The organism is Nocardia sp. NPDC052001 (genome assembly GCF_040680615.1).
Lineage (GTDB): Bacteria > Actinomycetota > Actinomycetes > Mycobacteriales > Mycobacteriaceae > Nocardia.
In genome coordinates this window covers 271,557-287,509 of the sequence record NZ_JBFAXC010000003.1, presented here as the reverse complement: position 1 = coordinate 287,509, position 15,953 = coordinate 271,557, and the positions used below count along the sequence as shown (strand labels likewise).

The following is a 15,953-nucleotide window of genomic DNA, read 5'->3' as shown; positions in this document are numbered from 1 at the left end:
CGGTCCGGCAAAAGGTGTCCGGACCGGCAAAAACCGATCAAGCCGCGGCGGGCTCGCTGTCGTCGGCGAACTGGGTGCGGTAGAGGTCGGTGTAGCGCCCGCCCGCGGCCAGCAGTTGGGTGTGCGTGCCGCGTTCGACGATGCGGCCGTGTTCGAGCACCAGGATCTGATCGGCATTGCGGATGGTCGACAGCCGGTGCGCGATGACCAGTGCGGTGCGGCCGTCGAGCGCCTCGGCCAGCGCCTCCTGCACCGCTGCCTCGGAGGTGGAGTCCAGGGAGGCGGTGGCCTCGTCGAGGATCACCACGCGCGGCTGCTTGAGCAGCAGCCGGGCAATGGTGAGCCGCTGCCGTTCGCCACCGGAGAGGCGATAGCCGCGCTCACCGACCACGGTGTCCAGTTTGTCGGGCAGGGAGGCGATGAGCTCACCCAGGCGCGCCCGTTCCAGGGCATTCCAGAGTTCGTCCTCGGTGGCCTCGGGCCGGGCCAGCAGCAGGTTGCCGCGAATGGTGTCGTGGAACAGATGCCCGTCCTGGGTGACCAGGCCGACGGTGTCCTGGATGGACCGCCCGGTCAGCTCGCGCACATCCGCGCCGCCGAGCCGCACGGAGCCGGAGTCCACGTCGTACAGTCGCGAAACCAATTGCGCGATGGTCGATTTGCCCGCCCCGGAGGAGCCGACCAGGGCCACCATCTGCCCGGGTTCGGCGCGCAGGCTGACCTCGTGCAGCACTTCCTCGCCGCCGCGGGTGTCCAGCGTCGCCACATCCTCCAGGGAGGCCAGGGACACCTTCTCGGCCGACGGGTAACCGAAGCTCACGTTGTCGAGTTCGACCGCGATCGGGCCCTCCGGCACCGCGCGGGCATCCGGTGCGTCCTCGATGAGCGGTTTCAGATCCAGGATCTCGAAGACCCGCTCGAAACTCACCAGCGCGGACATGATGTCCACCCGTGCGCTGGCCAATGCGGTGAGCGGTGAGTAGAGCCGGGTCAGCAGCAGCGAAAGCGCAACCACCGCACCGGGTTCCAGCTGTCCCTTCAGCGCGTAGTAGCCGCCGAGTCCGTACACCAGCGCCAATGCCAGCGCCGACACCAATGTCAGCGCGGTGACGAACACGGTTTGCAGCATGGCGGTGCGCACCCCGATATCGCGCACGCGCCCGGCGCGCACCGCGAATTCGGCGGATTCCTGCTGCGGGCGGCCGAAGAGTTTCACCAGTGTCGCGCCCGGTGCGGAGAACCGCTCGGTCATCTGGGTGCTCATGGACGCGTTCAGTCCGGCGGCCTCGCGCTGGATGCCGGCGATCTTCTCGCCCATGCGGCGGGCGGGCAGGACGAACACCGGGAGCAGCACCAGCGCGAGCAGGGTGATCTGCCAGGACAATCGGAGCATGACCGCGAGGGTCAGCGCGAGCGTCACCACATTGGTGACCACACCGGACAGCGTGGAGCTGAACGCGCGCTGTGCACCGATCACATCATTGTTGAGCCTGCTGACCAGCGCGCCGGTGCGGGTGCGGGTGAAGAACGCGACCGGCATCTTCTGCACGTGATCGAAGACCGCGGTGCGCAGATCGAAGATGAGCCCCTCCCCGATTCGGGAGGACAGCCAGCGAATGACCACCCCGAGCGCCGCGTCCAGCACCGCCACCAGCGCGATGACGGCCGCGAGAATCAGCACCGTCCGGGGAGCGGACCCCTTCACGATGTCGTCCACGACCCGCCCGGCCAGCACCGGCGTCGCCACCGCGAGCAGCGCCGAGACGATGCTGAACGCCAGGAACGCCGCCAGCCGCCGATGATGCGCCCGCGCGAACACCAGGATCCGCCGAGCGGTCCCGGCCCGCAGCGGCCGCTGCGCGGTAGGCGCGTTCGCCTGCCGATAGAGCTGACTCCAAGCGATGGATTCCATGGTCATAACCGCACTCCTCACCGTCTGAAGTTCATCGAACCTCAGACCACCGACAGTAGGACCTCAACAAAGGTTGAGGACAAGTCGTTACCGGCAGGGATTCGCTGCCGGCGAACACCGGATCTCTCTACGAAGGCTCCGACTCCCCCGTCGTCCCAGACGTGGTGTGTGCGCGTTCGGCCCATCGCGGGTCCGGGCTCATAGGCTGGCGGGGTGCGGATGGAAGCGGCGATGCGGGAGTTGCGCGGGCGGGTCGACGGCGAGGTCGAGTGGTCCGAGCGGCGGCGGGCGGAGTACTCGTCCGACGCTTCCAACTATCGGGTGCTGCCCGCGGCGGTGGTGTTTCCGCACGGCGATTCGGATGTGCGCGCGGTGCTGGAGTTCGCGCGGGCGGAAGGGCTCGGGGTCACGGCTCGGGGCGGGGGGACCTCGGTGGCCGGGAATGCCATCGGCGCGGGCATCGTGCTGGATTTCAGCCGCCATATGAACGCGATCCTCGAGCTGAACGCGCAGGAGCGGTGGGCGCGGGTGCGGCCCGGGGTGGTGCTCGGGGAATTGCAGCGCGCGGCCGCCCCGCACGGGTTGCGATTCGGACCGGATCCTTCGACGCAGAACCGCTGCACGCTGGGCGGGATGATCGGCAACAATGCCTGCGGACCGCACGCGGTGGCCTGGGGGCGAACCTCGGATACCGTGCGTGAGCTGCGAATTCTCGACGGTTCGGGTACCGAGCGGCGACTCGGAGCCGATCTGTCGGTGCTGCCCGGCCTGCGCGAGTTCACAATGGCGAATCTGGCCGTGCTGCGCACCGAGGTGGGCCGATTCGAGCGCCAGGCGTCGGGTTACGCGCTGGAACATCTACTGCCGGAACGGGGTTCGTCGATCGCCAAGGCGTTCGTCGGCACCGAGGGCACCTGCGGTCTGCTGCTGGATGCGACCGTCGAGCTGGTGCCCGTCCCGGCCGCGACCGTGCTGGTGGTCCTCGGATACCCCGATATGCCAACGGCCGCGGACGATGTCGCATCGGTCATGGCACTGCGGCCGGTCGCCGTCGAGGGCATGGACGCGCGCCTGGTCGACGTGGTGCGCAAATATCGCGGTGGCGTCCCCGCCCTGCCGCGCGGCGGTGGCTGGCTGTTCGTCGAAATCGAGGGTGAGACGCCGGAGCAGGCACGTGAGACCGCCGAACTGCTGTGTCGATCCACCGGAGCCGTGGATTCCCGCCTGGTGCTCGACGGCCGGGAAGCGAAGGCGCTGTGGGCGATTCGCGCCGATGGCGCGGGCCTGTCCGGCCGCACCCCGGAGGGTAATCCGGCCTGGCCGGGCTGGGAGGACGCGGCGGTCCCGACCGAGCGGCTCGGCGACTACCTGCGCGAATTCGAGAAGCTCATGGACGAGCACCGGGTGGACGGACTCCTCTACGGCCATATCGGCGACGGCTGCATCCACGTCCGCCTCGATCTCCCGATAGCCGATGCCCCGCAACGCTTCCGGGACTTCCTGGAAGAAGCCGCCCGGCAGGTGGTGTCGTTCGGCGGCTCCCTCTCCGGCGAGCACGGCGACGGCCGCGCCCGCTCGGAACTGTTGCGCCACATGTACTCCCCCGCCGCGCTCACCGCGTTCGCTGAGTTCAAGGCGCTATTCGACCCGGACGACGTCCTCAACCCCGGTGTTCTGGTGCGCCCCAGGAACATCGACGCCGATCTGCGTGTCGCGGGACTGCTGCCGACTCCCGCCGCGGGCGGCTTCGCCTTCCCCGCCGACGGTGATCTGGGAACCGCCGTGCACCGCTGCGTCGGTGTGGGCAAATGCCGCGCCGACACCCGCGCCTCCGGCGGTTTCATGTGCCCGTCCTATCTGGCCACCGCGGATGAGAAGGACAGCACCCGAGCGCGCGCCCGCGTCCTGCAAGAAGTGGTTCGGGGTGCCCTGGACTGGCGCTCCGACGCCGTCGCCGAATCCCTCGATCTCTGCCTGTCCTGCAAGGCATGTCACTCCGACTGTCCAGCCGGAGTCGATATGGCCACCTATAAATCCGAAACCCTGCACCGCCGCTACCGGGGCCGCCTCCGCCCCCTGGATCACTACGCCCTAGGCCGTCTCCCGCAGTGGCTGTCCGCCGCGACCCGTCTCCCCCGCCTGGCCAACGCGCTGTCCGGGAACGCGATCCTGCGCCGAATCGGGTCGCGCGCGGCGGGAATCGATTCCCGCCGCCCGGTGCCGGAACTGGCGCGTGTGAGCTTCCGCCGCGGTTGGAACGCTCGCCGCAAGCCGTCGCTCCCCACCACACCCGATCAAGCGGTCGCGATGGGTGAGATCGGTAAGGCCGGTGCTGTTCCCGTCGCGCCCGCGGTGCTGCTGTGGGTGGACACCTTCACCGATGCCTTCGATCCCGAGATCGCCTGGGCGGCTGTCGAACTGATCGAATCGCTGGGCCATCGGGTTGTCGTCGCCGATCAGCGCGTGTGCTGCGGACTGACCTGGATCAGCACCGGTCAACTGGACGGGGCGCGAAAGCGCCTGCGCGCCACCGTGAACGCGCTCGACGAGCATGTGCGCGCCGGTGGATTGGTCGTCGGCCTGGAGCCGTCCTGCTCCACCGCCTTGCGCGAGGATCTCCCCCGCCTGCTGCCCGACGATCCGCGTGCGGCCCCGGTCGCGGCGGCCGTGCGCACCCTCGCGGAATTTCTCGAGGCGCAGCCGGACTGGACGCCCCCGGATCGCTCCGATCGGACGGTGGTCGTCCAGCCGCACTGTCACGAGCACGCGGTCTCTGGTTTCGCGGCGGACCGCCGCATCCTGGAGCGCACCGGCGCGACCGTGCGCGAGATCGCGGGCTGCTGTGGTCTGGCCGGAAACTTCGGCATGCAGCGCGGCCACTACGACGTCTCGGTCGCCGTGGCCGAGAACGGCCTGCTCCCCGCGCTGCGCGACGCACCCGCCGACGCGGTCCTCCTCGCCGACGGCTTCTCCTGCCGCACCCAGGCCGCCCAGCTGGCGGGCAGGTCCGCCCGGCATCTCGCCCAATTCCTGATCGGGGATTCGGGCACTGGCAGAATGTCCCGGTGACCACCGCGCCGATCGCCACCGCATTGACGCGCACGGTGCGGTCGGAGCGTCCCATCGATCTCGCGGCGACCGTCGCGCCGCTGCGCCACGGGTTCGGCGATCCCTGTCATCGGGAGACGCCGGACGGTTCGCACTGGCATGCCTCGCGGATGGCGTCCGGGGTGGTGACCTATCGATTGCGGCAGGTCGATCGGTGTGCGGTGGAGGCCCGGGCGTGGGGTCCGGGGGCCGAGGAGTTTCTCGAGCAAGTGCCGACCATGTTGTGCCTGGACGAGGATCTGAGCGGATTCGCGCCCGAGCATCCGAAGGTGGCCGAGGCGCATCGGCTCAATCCGGGTCTGCGGATGTTGCGGACCGGGCTGGTGTTCGAGGCGCTGGTGCCGTGCGTGCTGGAGCAGAAGGTGCACACCAGGACCGCGCACGATTCGTGGCGGAAGCTGGTGTGGCGGTACGGAACTCCCGCGCCCGGACCCGCGCCGGACGGCTTGCGGGTGATGCCGGACGCGGAGACCTGGCGGCATATTCCGTCGTGGGTCTACCACCGCGCGAATGTGGGTCCGCAGCGCTCGAAAACCATTGTGCTGGCGGCCCGTATCGCCGGGAAGCTGGAGGAGGCGGCGGCCATGAGTCATGCCGACGCCGAGCGTCGGCTGCGCACCGTGCCCGGTATCGGGGTGTGGACGGCGGCGGAGATCGCACAGCGCGCCTTCGGTGATCCGGATGCGTTGTCGGTGGGCGATTTTCATCTCGCCGCGATCGTCGGCTGGACACTGCTGGGCCGTCCGATCGACGATGCGGAGATGATCGATTACCTGGAACCGCTACGGCCGCATCGCTATCGGGCCGTTCGGCTACTCGGTCTGGCGGGGTTCGCGCACAAGCCGAAGTTCGGTCCGCGCACGCCGTACACCGATCACAGCCGCATCTGACCCGCCACCTCTGTCGCGGCCATGCCGGGCCGATGTCGTCAGCGCTGGTCCAGGGCCGCGTTCCCGGCATCTTGCGCACGCCGCAGCGCCACGTCCACGGGTACGCGGCCGAGGAACATTTCGGCGAGGATCGGATCCATGGCTTCCAGGGCCGCCGGGAATCCGGGCCCGCTGCCACCGGCCATCCGCCCGTCGCGCAGCACCTCGAAGAACGGTGTCACATCCACCCCGTGCCGCGCCCAATAGTCGCGGTACACATGCTGTTCCGACAGCACCGCCGGAATGGTGGCCCCCGCCACCCCGAGATAGCGATTGCCCGCCGCGCTGCCCAGCCACGCCAGCACCCGCCGCGTCTGCTCGGGATGCGCCGAGGCCGCGTTGCCCGCCACCGCGATCGAATTATTGGTGCTGATCCGGCCTTTCGGCCCCTGCGGTATGAGGGTGAGCCCCCAGCGGAACCCGGCCTGCTGCGCGATGGTCGCGAGCGTGAAACTGCCGGATTGGAACAGCGCCATCTTCCCCTGCAGGAATGCGTTTTTCGCGAAGTCCCCGCTGGTGTTCGTATCGGCGGCGGACGGCGACAGCCCATCCCTAATGAGCCCCACCAGATAGCCGAACGCCGCGTTGCCCTGCGCATTCGCGAACTCGAACCGTTCTTCACGCTGTAATTCGGCTCCCGCTGAACCCAGGTACGGCAGTTCGATGGACTGAAAGTCCTTGGCGGCGTTGTACGGCCACGGTGCGGCGGCGTGCAGTCGGCGCAGCAGCGGACGGAAGGTATCCACCGCGTCATCGGGACTCCAGCGCACGACGGTTAGTTCTCCCGAATCGACCCCGGCGCGCTCCAGCAGCTCGCGGTTGTAGAACACCGCGCTGCCGCCATCGACGAATTGCGGTACCGCCCAGAGCTTTCCACCGCGAGTGAACTGGTCGACCGCGCTCGGATCCCATGCCGCGGCGGCCTGCTCCCCCAATGCCGCTCCGATATCGACCAGTCGCCCGCTATCGGCGTAGTCCTCGTACAGTCCGGTCCAGAACAGATCGTCGGCGATCCCGCCCGCCACATCGAGGCGCAGCTTGCGCGCGTAGGAAGCCCACGGCACCAGGGTGATTCGCACCTCGATATCCGGATTGGCTCGCTCGAACTCGTCGAGCGACGCCCGGTACGCCGGAACGAAGCTCTCATCCCAGATCCGCAATCGCACCACGGTGCGCCCGCTCGATTCCCCGTCCCGCCCCAGCCACAGCGCCGCCCCCACCAGCATCGCGATGACCAGTGCGATCCCGAGCACGACCCGGGTGGAATCCTTGACCCTCATTTGAGCCCCGTCCACGCGATTGACCGCAGCACCTGCCGCTGGAACACCACGAACACCACCACCAGCGGCGCGATGGCGAGCGTGGTCGCCGCCATGATGAGCGGCCACTGCGAGTTGTACTGCGTCTGCATATTCGCGGTGGCGACGGTCAGCACCTGCCACTTCGCCCCGCTGGCCGCGACCAGCGGCCACATGAAGCTGTTCCATTGCGTGACAACGGTGATCACGGTGAGCGTGGCCAGGATCGGCCTGCTCATCGGCACCACCACGTGCACCAGGATATCGAGCGTATTCGCCCCGTCCGTCCGGGCCGCATCGATGAGTTCACCCGGTATCGCCCGAAAGTACTGCCGCAGCAGGAATATCGCGTACGGCGAGCCGAACAGGAACGGCAGCACCAGCGCCCAGAAGGTGTTCAACCACCCGAGCTTGGCGAACATGAGATACAGCGGAATGAGGGTGACGGCGCTGGGCACCATCATGGTGCCCAGGTACACCCAGAACAGCGCCTCCCGTCCCGGAAAGTTGGTGCGCGCGAACGCGTATGCCGCCAGGATCGAGACCAGCAGCTGTCCGACGGTGATGCACACCGTCATCAGCGCGGTCACGATCACGGCCCGGCCCACGCCCTGGTCCAGCACCGTGCGGAAGTTGTCGAGCGTCACCGGATGCGGTGGCGTCAAAGCGGATTCGCCGGCGAACTGCCCGGGGGTCTTGAACGCGGTTGATGCGCTCAATACCAGCGGTGCGACGGTGAGCAGCGCCCCCGCGATCAACACCAGATATGCCAGCCCGGAACGCACCGCGCCCCTGCGCGATTCAGTATTCATAGCCGGTCCGATTCCGGAAGTACCGATGCTGCGCGAAGGTGATCGCGAACATCACGGCGAACATCACCACCGCGATGACGGCGGCCCGGCCCGGCCGCGCCGCGTCGAACGCCTCCGAATACAGCCGCATGGCAACGACATCCGTGCGATGGTCGGGTCCGCCCCGGGTGAGCGCATACACCGCGTCGAATGTCTGAAATGCCGTCAAAACCCCCGTGGCCAGTACGAAGAACATCGTCGGCCGCAACAGCGGCAGCACCAGCCATCGTGTGCGCCGCCACCCGGTGGCCCCGTCCAGCGCCCCCGCGTCGAGTATTTCCCCGGGTATAGCCCGTATCCCCGCGACGAAGAACAGTGCCACGTACCCCACGTTCATCCACACCAGTACCGCCGCCACACACGGCAGTGCCAGCACCGGCGAACTCAACCACTCCACCCGCCGACCCAGCACCGCACTCAGCGCCCCGCCCGTCGGCGCGAATATCCACTGCCACACCACCCCCACCGCCACCGGCGCACACATCCACGGCAGCGCGTACACCACCCGCAGCACCGTCCCCCCGCGCCCCCGGCCCGCCAGCAGCGACGCCACCCCGAACCCCAGTGCCGTCTGCACCGGCACCACCATCGCCGTCAGCGCGAGCGTCACCAGCAGCGAATGCCCGAACTCCCGATCCCCCAGCACCGCCCGCCAGTTCGCCAGCCCGCTGAACTCCATCGGCCCCAGCAGATTCCAGCTGTGCAGACTGAGCCACAGCACCACCCCGATCGGAACCAGCAGAAAACAGCCGACACCGATCAAACTCGGCAACAGCAGGACATAACTGGTGGCCACACGCCTAACGGCCCGGTTCATGAGCGCCGACGCTACCGCCCCACCCCCAAATCCCGCGCGACGCCTTATGAATCATCCGATCAGTCAGCGTTTTCGGCCGGACCGCACCGCCCGGGCGCATGATTGTTCTGCGACCGGGGAAGCGAGTCACGACAGGCGGGGACGACGTCGATGAGAATTCAGCCACGACAGCAGATTCTCGGTATCTGGCAGTCGCTGCTGGCCGCCTGTTACCGCGATGGCGAATGGGTGTGGGGCGGCGGGGACGGCTCCAACTCCATCAGCGACGCCGAGCAGCTGCTGTGCCTGTTGTATCCGGCCACCGAGATCGAGGGCTTCGCCCTGGATCACCCCGACGCGATCGCCGATGACATCCTGACCGTGCTGTCGCCGATGGGCTCCGCCGTTCGGATCAGAATGACCATCGTCGATGTGCTCGAGGATTACATCGATCGCTATACCCGGATCGAATCGACCGATGGAAACGGCACCCGAGATATCCCCATATTCTCGGCGGGGAGCTACCTGTCGTCGGCCGAGGATCAGGAACCGACGGCGGAACAGCGGTCTCTCGACGTCGTCGACTCCTATTCCATGTCGTTGACGCTTTGCCTGGCCGCGTTGAAGTTTCTGCGTGGCTTTCAGCACTCAGCAGTCGAGAGGTATCGAAATGAAGTCAAGATCTCGACTGATCGAGTCAACGCTCTGGTCTGCCGAATCAGCACCCGCCTGACCGCGGCCATGGTCGGCCTGGTGCGTAGTTTCGCGGTCAGCACCGTGCGGCCGGATTCGGCCGAGGGCCGAGCCATGCTCTCCATGCTCAACCAGACCGACGTTTCCGACGGAACCGTGGTGCAGGCGGTTGCCGAGCGACTGGAGCGGGTGCGCACCCGCCTGCGCAGGGACCTCACGCTGAGTCACGCCCCGGACGTGGATCTCTACGATGAGGAATTGCTCGTCGAATGTGGTTGGAGCTGGAGCCTGGTCAGCGATGCCGCACCCATCGAGTTCGTGGATCTACCCATCGCCGCTGCGTTCGGCTATGCCACTCCCCGGCCCCACTTGTATTTCACAATGGTCGCGCTGGACGGCATCAACGATCTCATGTCCGCCAGAACTCGTGAACTCGACCTGCTGGACAGTGATCAGCGCCGCCTCGCCGAGGCTCTGCAACTTCGTTCGGATCTGGCACAGCGTTACTGGTCCGCCGTGGCCCGGTTCGGTTCGGGCCGGTGGCCGCTGGAGGATATTCCATGGCGCACCTCCGATGGCGAGGAGTCGGATTACTTCAGCCTCACGGTGTCTGCCGTACTCTTACAGGATCTACTCCATCATGAGGCCGACGATTACGACATTACAAGGGCCACAATGATTTTCGATGAACTGGCGCGTCGTGGCCGGATCATCAGCCGCTCGACCGAGGATGATCCGGCGCGCCTGCTACATATCCCCGGGCTGCGGCTGCGATTGCTCGGCAGCGCGGAAGTCGATGGCGGGCCCTTACTGGTATGGACTGTATCCGACTACGCCACAGTGCTTTTGAAGCGAACGCTGCACGCGGCGAGGCTGTCCCGCAATGTGGACACCAGGGATCGTTTGATGGGGTTGGCACAGGCCACCATGGACCATCTGAATCTTCGAACCTGCCGAGACGGTGCGGCCTCTGGGTTGTGGGACGATCCATCCCGAATATTCGGTGGCAAAGCGATATCCGAGGTTTCCTGGTATCTCACCGAGCGGGTGGTCGAGTGCCTGGTGACGGCCGCACGCATGTTCCACGATCCGCCGCTGCGGGCGCCCGCTCTGGCGTCGCGAGCGATGGAGATGCTCATCGAGGCCGAACATCTGCTCAATCGCGATCTGCTCGAACTGAGTGCCGAGCACTCCGCGCATCGCACCGCACTGCTTCGATGCGAACGAAATCTGACCCGTGCGCGCGGGATCGTGGACGAATTGCCGGGAACAGCACTGAGTTTGACTTTGCAGGCACTGGTGGAGATGGACGAACTGGCAGTTGCCCGCCTCGATGCCACCCGCAACCTTGACGTCTTCTGGAACCGGTAATGGTCCTGGTCTTCGCCGCATCCGACAAAGGCGGCACCGGCCGTTCGGTGACCAGCTGCAATATGGCGTACTGGGCGAGTATGTGCGGACGTAAGGTCGCCTACCTGGACTTCGATTTCGGATCACCAACGGCCGGAACAATATTCGAGATCGGCAAGTTCGATCGTGGCGTCTCGGACGGCTCAGGTCTGCACAGGTATCTGTCGGGTGGAAGCCTTGACGTCCAGCGGGTCGGCATTCACGTCACGACCGATCGCCGGGAACTGAAGCAGTCATGCCGCTCCCCGGGCAGCTTGGTGCTATTGCCCGGCGATCGAGGTGGCGGTGAATTTATCAGTGGCATAACAGAGTCCATGGTGGCGCGATGTGCTGAACTGTTCGCCGTGTGTGACCGGGACTTCGATCTCAGTTTCATCGATCTGAGCGCGGGTCGTTCGGCCGCACTGACCCTGGCGGTGCGGGCGATCAAGCATCCGCTCTTGGCGGACAACGTTTTCCGATGGCTGGTGTTTCATCGCTGGACCCGTCAGCACATCGCCGCGACCTACGGACTTGTGCATGGCGAACATGGCATTCTGCACCTCGGGCGGGACTGCGGGTTCGAACGCGGAGAGCTGCGGGGATCGATGCGCTTTGTAAGGACCGCGGTACCCGAGTTGGGTACACAGGTACTTCGGTCAGCGCAGTCTGCCTGGTTGCAAACGCAGTTGATCGCACTCGATCGGTCCGCGATTCGCTACGGGATGGGTCGGTCGGTTCTCTTGGGAAAGACTCCGGTGGAGCCGATATTGCAGTGCCGGGAACAGGTGATTCTGGACGAGGATGTGGCCAAAGGGGTCGCCAACTTGGAAACCGTGAACGCCTTTCGAGAACTCGTACAGCGTCTCTGCGACGAAGCTGAGTGGGAAGGGGTCGAGTGACCATGGCTGCCGTCGAGTATCGCGAGGGCGCACCCCGCAAAGGGGTTGCCGGACAGCCGCTGTCCCATGTCTCCATCGAAGCCGGTCACATTTACATGGCGGACGTGGCCGATGACTCGGATCGGATCAGGAGACACTTCGAGCGGGTGGCGCCCCTGGTCGAGGCGTATCGGCGGACCGCGATCCTGGAGTTCGGGAAAGGCGCGCGCGTGAGCACCTGTTTCCTGATCGACGACTATTTCGGGTCGGAGAGTCGACCGGCGGATATCCTGGCGAAACTGCTTGGGGTGGCGGGCGAATGCGGCGTCACGATCGACTATCTGGTGCGGCAGGCGGGTTGCGCCGAGACACCGGTCTTCGTCGAAGGCGAGCCCACCGGCGACCCGATTCGCCTGGCGGAGATGGTGGCCGCGCGCATCGTCGCGGAGCCGGAGCAGGGCGAATCCACCGGCCGCCGCGCGGCCACCTCGGAGTCGGGCTGGTTGTGTAATGGTCTGCGTTCCTCGGACAACGCTGTGGCGCAGGCGATGCGGGTCGAGCCGTATCGGCCACCCGAGGAGTTCGGTGCGCGCCGGCATTCGATCTTCCTTGACGTGCAGCTGTGGGATCGCTGGACCGAATCCATCGATGGTGCACCAGTGGAGCGTGTGCGCTGGTCGGACCCGTTCCTGCGGGCTATCTGGCAGTTGTTGCGGCTGGGACTGATTCGATACGAGGGCGCGGTGGTGGCGGCACCGCGGGACCTGCCCGAATCCTGGCCGGAACACTGGCGGGGACTCGCGGCCGTGACGCGGCTGAACCCGCGAGCCGCGCCGTTCGCCGCATATCACGCGCTATCGATATTGCCCACCGACCACCTCGCCGTCGATCACGCTGTACGGGTGGTCCTCGATCACCTGCGGCTGGACCGGGAGGTAGTCGGCCAACTGGTGGAACGCGCTGCCGCGGAAAACATCACGCTGCCGGATGACGTGAACCGGCGGATCACCCATGTCCTGCTCGGCGATGTCTGAGTCGGGGCGTCGATGAATGATCCGCTGGTGCTGTTGGGTGAGGTGTGCACCGGGTTGTTGCCCGCCGCATCCGCGCTGTCGTACGTCGAGGCTGCCGAATTGCTGACACTTCTTCCCGGTGAATCTGCCGAAACACACTGGCGCCCAATATCTCTGGTGATCTCGCCGGATACCTTGGCAGGCGTGGACTGTCAGCTGGCCACCATGTCCGGATCGGCGAGCCGCGTCGTCGGCACCGTGGCTGCGCGGGGCACCCTGGTGGGTGGCCGGGTGGCGCAGGGATCGGCTCGCGTCCGCGTGTTCCGTGCTGCGGATGGCCGGCGAAAACCATGGCGGCACTACCTGAATCACCCGGGTACGGTCGAGCTGCTGAACAAGGTCAAGGATGACGGCCGCAGTGTGCCCGATATCGCGGACGGCTTCCTGACGGCCTCCACAGCCGACACCCTGGCGCTCGGCCCGATTGCCGATCGACTGCTCACCCGCCTGCGAATCGATCCCCGGTGGAGCGGTTGGTCACCGATCCGCGCTCCGTCGACCCGGTTGCGCTGGGCGGCTCGGGTAGCCGCCCCGGAGAGCGGCCCCACTCTCACCTTCGGGTTGGCTGATGAGACGCTGCGGCTGGTCCGGGTGACGGTGCCCACCGTGGCCGATCTTACTGCGGTGCAGCGCTTTTGTGAGGATCTGGCCGCACATGACTGGCTGTTGACTACGCTCGCCTCTGCGCTCGATGCGGCCGAGGTGGCCGAATCTCCGGACCGGGTGATCACACTGCTCGCCCCCGTGCTGGAGCGGCTCGGGCATCTGTGGATGCCGGACGCGCACACACCCCCGCCGCTGCGTGAACTGTGGCGGGGGTTGGATGCGGAAGCCGGTTTCTCCCGGCAGTGGGAGGCGCGGCTCGAACAGCTCCGGAACCGCCTATTTGTCAGCGGAATCGAGCGAGCGGCCGCCATTCCTCGAGAGCTGGACACAATTGCCCGGTGTGCGGCCGATGAACACAAAAGGAAATCGTGGCGGTTCCCGCGTTTCAGCTGAACAGCCAACCCTGGACAGCGTGCGTGAAACTGGCCGATAACTCGGACCGCAACCCTGATCGGGTCACGAAACATATTCTGGCGCAACCGATGACAAGGTCGGGGGTAACATACACACTGGGGAGGACGAGTTCGGCGACGAGCCGTATCCGGTCGGCTCGTGGAGGGGGATCGATGAGGATTCGACCGCGGCAGCAACTGCTCGAGTTATGGCGTGCGCACCTGGAAACGTCGTACCGGGACAAGGCCTGGGTCTGGGGCGGGCGCGACGGCAGTAATTCGATCTGCGACGCCGAGCAGTTGATGTGTCTTTTGTATCCGGCGACCGAGCTGTCGAATTTCGCGCTGGATCCGGAGAGCATCGCGATGGCCGATGATGTCGCCTCGGTGATGTCGGTACTCGGTGACGATCTCTGGATCGGCGAATTCCTGGTCGAGGTCACCGGACAGTTCTTCGACCGCTATACCGGCGCCGATGGCGAGCCGATATTCGCGGGTGGCAGTTATTTTCGCGATGTCGGCCAGGGTGCGCCCACCGATGAGCAGCGGAAACTTGATGTGGTCGACTCCTACTCGATGTCGTTGAGCCTGTGCATCGCGGTACTGCGCTTCGTACGCGGCCTGCAGCGCTATCTCAGCGGTGAGGTGCGGTTGCAGGCCGGGCGGCTGGACGAGCGGATCGAGGAGCTGACACCTCGGGTGCAGACCCGTCTCACCGCCGCCATGACCGGTTTGATCCGCAGCTTCGTCATTCATACCCCGCATTTCAGTTCTGCTGCGGGACAGGAGATTCTGACACTCGTCAACCAGACCGGATCCGCGTTCAAGGATGTCATCGCCGACTTCTCCGGGACCCTGGAACGGATTCGAGTGCAGGCGCGCAACGATATTCGGAGTGGGCAGACCCCCGACACCGATCTACGAGATGACAACCTGCTCTTCGAATGCGGCTGGAGCTGGGGTATCGACCGCAATGCCGTCCCACGTGCGGGGTCTGCACTGCAGGTCGGTGAACGGCCGGGCTTCGCGGTAACCGAGCCGTATCTGTATTTCACCCTGGTCGCGCTCGACGGTGTCAAAGACCTCTACTCGCAACGAACTCAGGAGCCGGACCTGCTCGAGGGCGAGCAGTTGCAGCTCGCCGACTCCCTTCGCAAGCGCGCGGAACTTACCCAGCGCTACTGGTCCACGATCTCCCGTTTCGGAACCGGCCGCTGGCCGCTGGAGGATCTGCCCTGGCGTACCTCCGACGGCAAACAGTCCGACTACTACAGCCTGGCAGTGACGTCGTTCCTGATCCAGGACATGCTGGACCGGGAGTCCACCACCGATCTCGCGCGGACCGTCGCGGTCCTGACTCAATTGGCTCAGCGTGCACGCATCACCAATCGGGAAGTCCCGGACGATCCGGCGGCCACGCTGCACTATCCCGGAATTACCTTGACCCTCAAGGGATCCCAGGACGTCGATGACGGTCCGCTGATGGGCTACCACGTCGCGGACTTCACCACACTGCTACTGAAGCGCAGTCTGCAGGCAGCTCGACTGGCCCGTGATGTCGAAACCCGGGAGCAGCTATTGGATCTCGCCGCCACGGCCATGGAGCATATGCACGACAGAGCCGTCACACGCGGCCGTTCCTCCGGATTGTGGGACAACCTGGCCCCGGCCGACAACGTCGCCCATCCCTCGCCCTCCTGGTTCCTGACCGAACGGATGATGGAATGCCTGGTGGTCGCGCACAATACGTTCTCGCGCCCGCCGCTGGCCACTGCGGCAATGGTGAATAGCGCGACGGGCCGGATCAGTGAGGCCGATCATCTGCTGAATCAAGAGTTCCTGGAGGTCGGGGATGCCGCCTATTCACCGCAGCGCCGAGAGTTGGAAGCGATCGAGCGGTCACTCGATCGGGCTCGCGCCATTGCGCCGAAGCGCCCGCATACTGCCGAGAGCCTGGCCGCCGACGCGCTGATGCGCCTGAATTCGCTGGCCTATGCCCGGGAAGACGCCAATCGATGAGCGTCC

Annotated in this window: 11 protein-coding genes; 7 read left to right on the top strand and 4 right to left on the bottom strand. The window is 66.2% G+C overall.

Features of this window, described 5'->3' with window-relative positions; genetic code table 11:
• Positions 1 to 37 precede the first annotated feature (37 nt).
• A complete protein-coding gene (locus AB0L82_RS16725; protein WP_364636687.1) occupies positions 38 to 1,918 on the bottom strand; it encodes an ABC transporter ATP-binding protein in 1,881 nt (626 codons plus the stop codon).
• Positions 1,919 to 2,131: 213 nt separating this feature from the next.
• On the opposite strand from AB0L82_RS16725, the gene AB0L82_RS16720 reads away from it, so the two are divergent.
• Together AB0L82_RS16720 and AB0L82_RS16715 are read left to right on the top strand one after the other, a co-directional pair.
• Positions 2,132 to 4,981, top strand: a complete 2,850-nt coding sequence (locus AB0L82_RS16720) for an FAD-binding and (Fe-S)-binding domain-containing protein (RefSeq protein WP_364637932.1) — start codon at positions 2,132 to 2,134, stop codon at positions 4,979 to 4,981.
• Positions 4,978 to 5,910 (top strand): DNA-3-methyladenine glycosylase 2 family protein, encoded by a 933-nt coding sequence (locus AB0L82_RS16715; protein ID WP_364636685.1) that lies wholly within the window; start codon positions 4,978 to 4,980, stop codon positions 5,908 to 5,910. Before AB0L82_RS16720 ends, AB0L82_RS16715 begins: the two co-directional genes overlap by 4 nt.
• Positions 5,911 to 5,948: 38 nt before the next feature.
• On the opposite strand, the gene AB0L82_RS16710 is transcribed toward AB0L82_RS16715, so the two are convergent.
• From AB0L82_RS16710 to AB0L82_RS16700, 3 genes are read right to left on the bottom strand one after another with little or no spacing between them, the layout of a single operon-like run.
• Positions 5,949 to 7,229 carry an extracellular solute-binding protein gene (locus AB0L82_RS16710; RefSeq protein ID WP_364636683.1) on the bottom strand — a complete coding sequence of 427 codons (1,281 nt, stop codon included), beginning with the start codon at positions 7,227 to 7,229 and terminating at the stop codon, positions 5,949 to 5,951.
• The gene (locus AB0L82_RS16705; RefSeq protein ID WP_364636681.1) at positions 7,226 to 8,059 is read right to left on the bottom strand and encodes a carbohydrate ABC transporter permease; all 834 of its coding nucleotides are present in this window, start codon (positions 8,057 to 8,059) and stop codon (positions 7,226 to 7,228) included. Before AB0L82_RS16705 ends, AB0L82_RS16710 begins: the two co-directional genes overlap by 4 nt.
• Positions 8,049 to 8,915 carry a sugar ABC transporter permease gene (locus tag AB0L82_RS16700; protein WP_364636679.1) on the bottom strand — a complete coding sequence of 289 codons (867 nt, stop codon included), beginning with the start codon at positions 8,913 to 8,915 and terminating at the stop codon, positions 8,049 to 8,051. The genes AB0L82_RS16705 and AB0L82_RS16700 overlap by 11 nt, the downstream gene beginning before the upstream one ends.
• Positions 8,916 to 9,065: 150 nt before the next feature.
• Here AB0L82_RS16700 and AB0L82_RS16695 point away from each other — a divergent pair, with 150 nt between their 5' ends.
• The 5 genes from AB0L82_RS16695 (at position 9,066) to AB0L82_RS16675 (ending at position 15,947) form a co-directional block, all read left to right on the top strand.
• Entirely contained in the window at positions 9,066 to 10,958 is a 1,893-nt protein-coding gene (locus tag AB0L82_RS16695; RefSeq protein WP_364636677.1) for an SCO2524 family protein, read from the top strand.
• On the top strand, positions 10,958 to 11,878 hold the full coding sequence (locus AB0L82_RS16690) for an SCO2523 family variant P-loop protein (RefSeq protein ID WP_364636675.1): 921 nt from the start codon (positions 10,958 to 10,960) through the stop codon (positions 11,876 to 11,878). Before AB0L82_RS16695 ends, AB0L82_RS16690 begins: the two co-directional genes overlap by 1 nt.
• Positions 11,879 to 11,880: 2 nt before the next feature.
• A complete protein-coding gene (locus AB0L82_RS16685; RefSeq protein WP_364636673.1) occupies positions 11,881 to 12,891 on the top strand; it encodes an SCO2522 family protein in 1,011 nt (336 codons plus the stop codon).
• Between the two features lie 12 nt (positions 12,892 to 12,903).
• Positions 12,904 to 13,929 carry an SCO2521 family protein gene (locus AB0L82_RS16680; RefSeq protein ID WP_364636671.1) on the top strand — a complete coding sequence of 342 codons (1,026 nt, stop codon included), beginning with the start codon at positions 12,904 to 12,906 and terminating at the stop codon, positions 13,927 to 13,929.
• Positions 13,930 to 14,102: 173 nt separating this feature from the next.
• A complete protein-coding gene (locus tag AB0L82_RS16675; protein ID WP_364636669.1) occupies positions 14,103 to 15,947 on the top strand; it encodes an SCO2524 family protein in 1,845 nt (614 codons plus the stop codon).
• Positions 15,948 to 15,953: the final 6 nt, after the last annotated feature.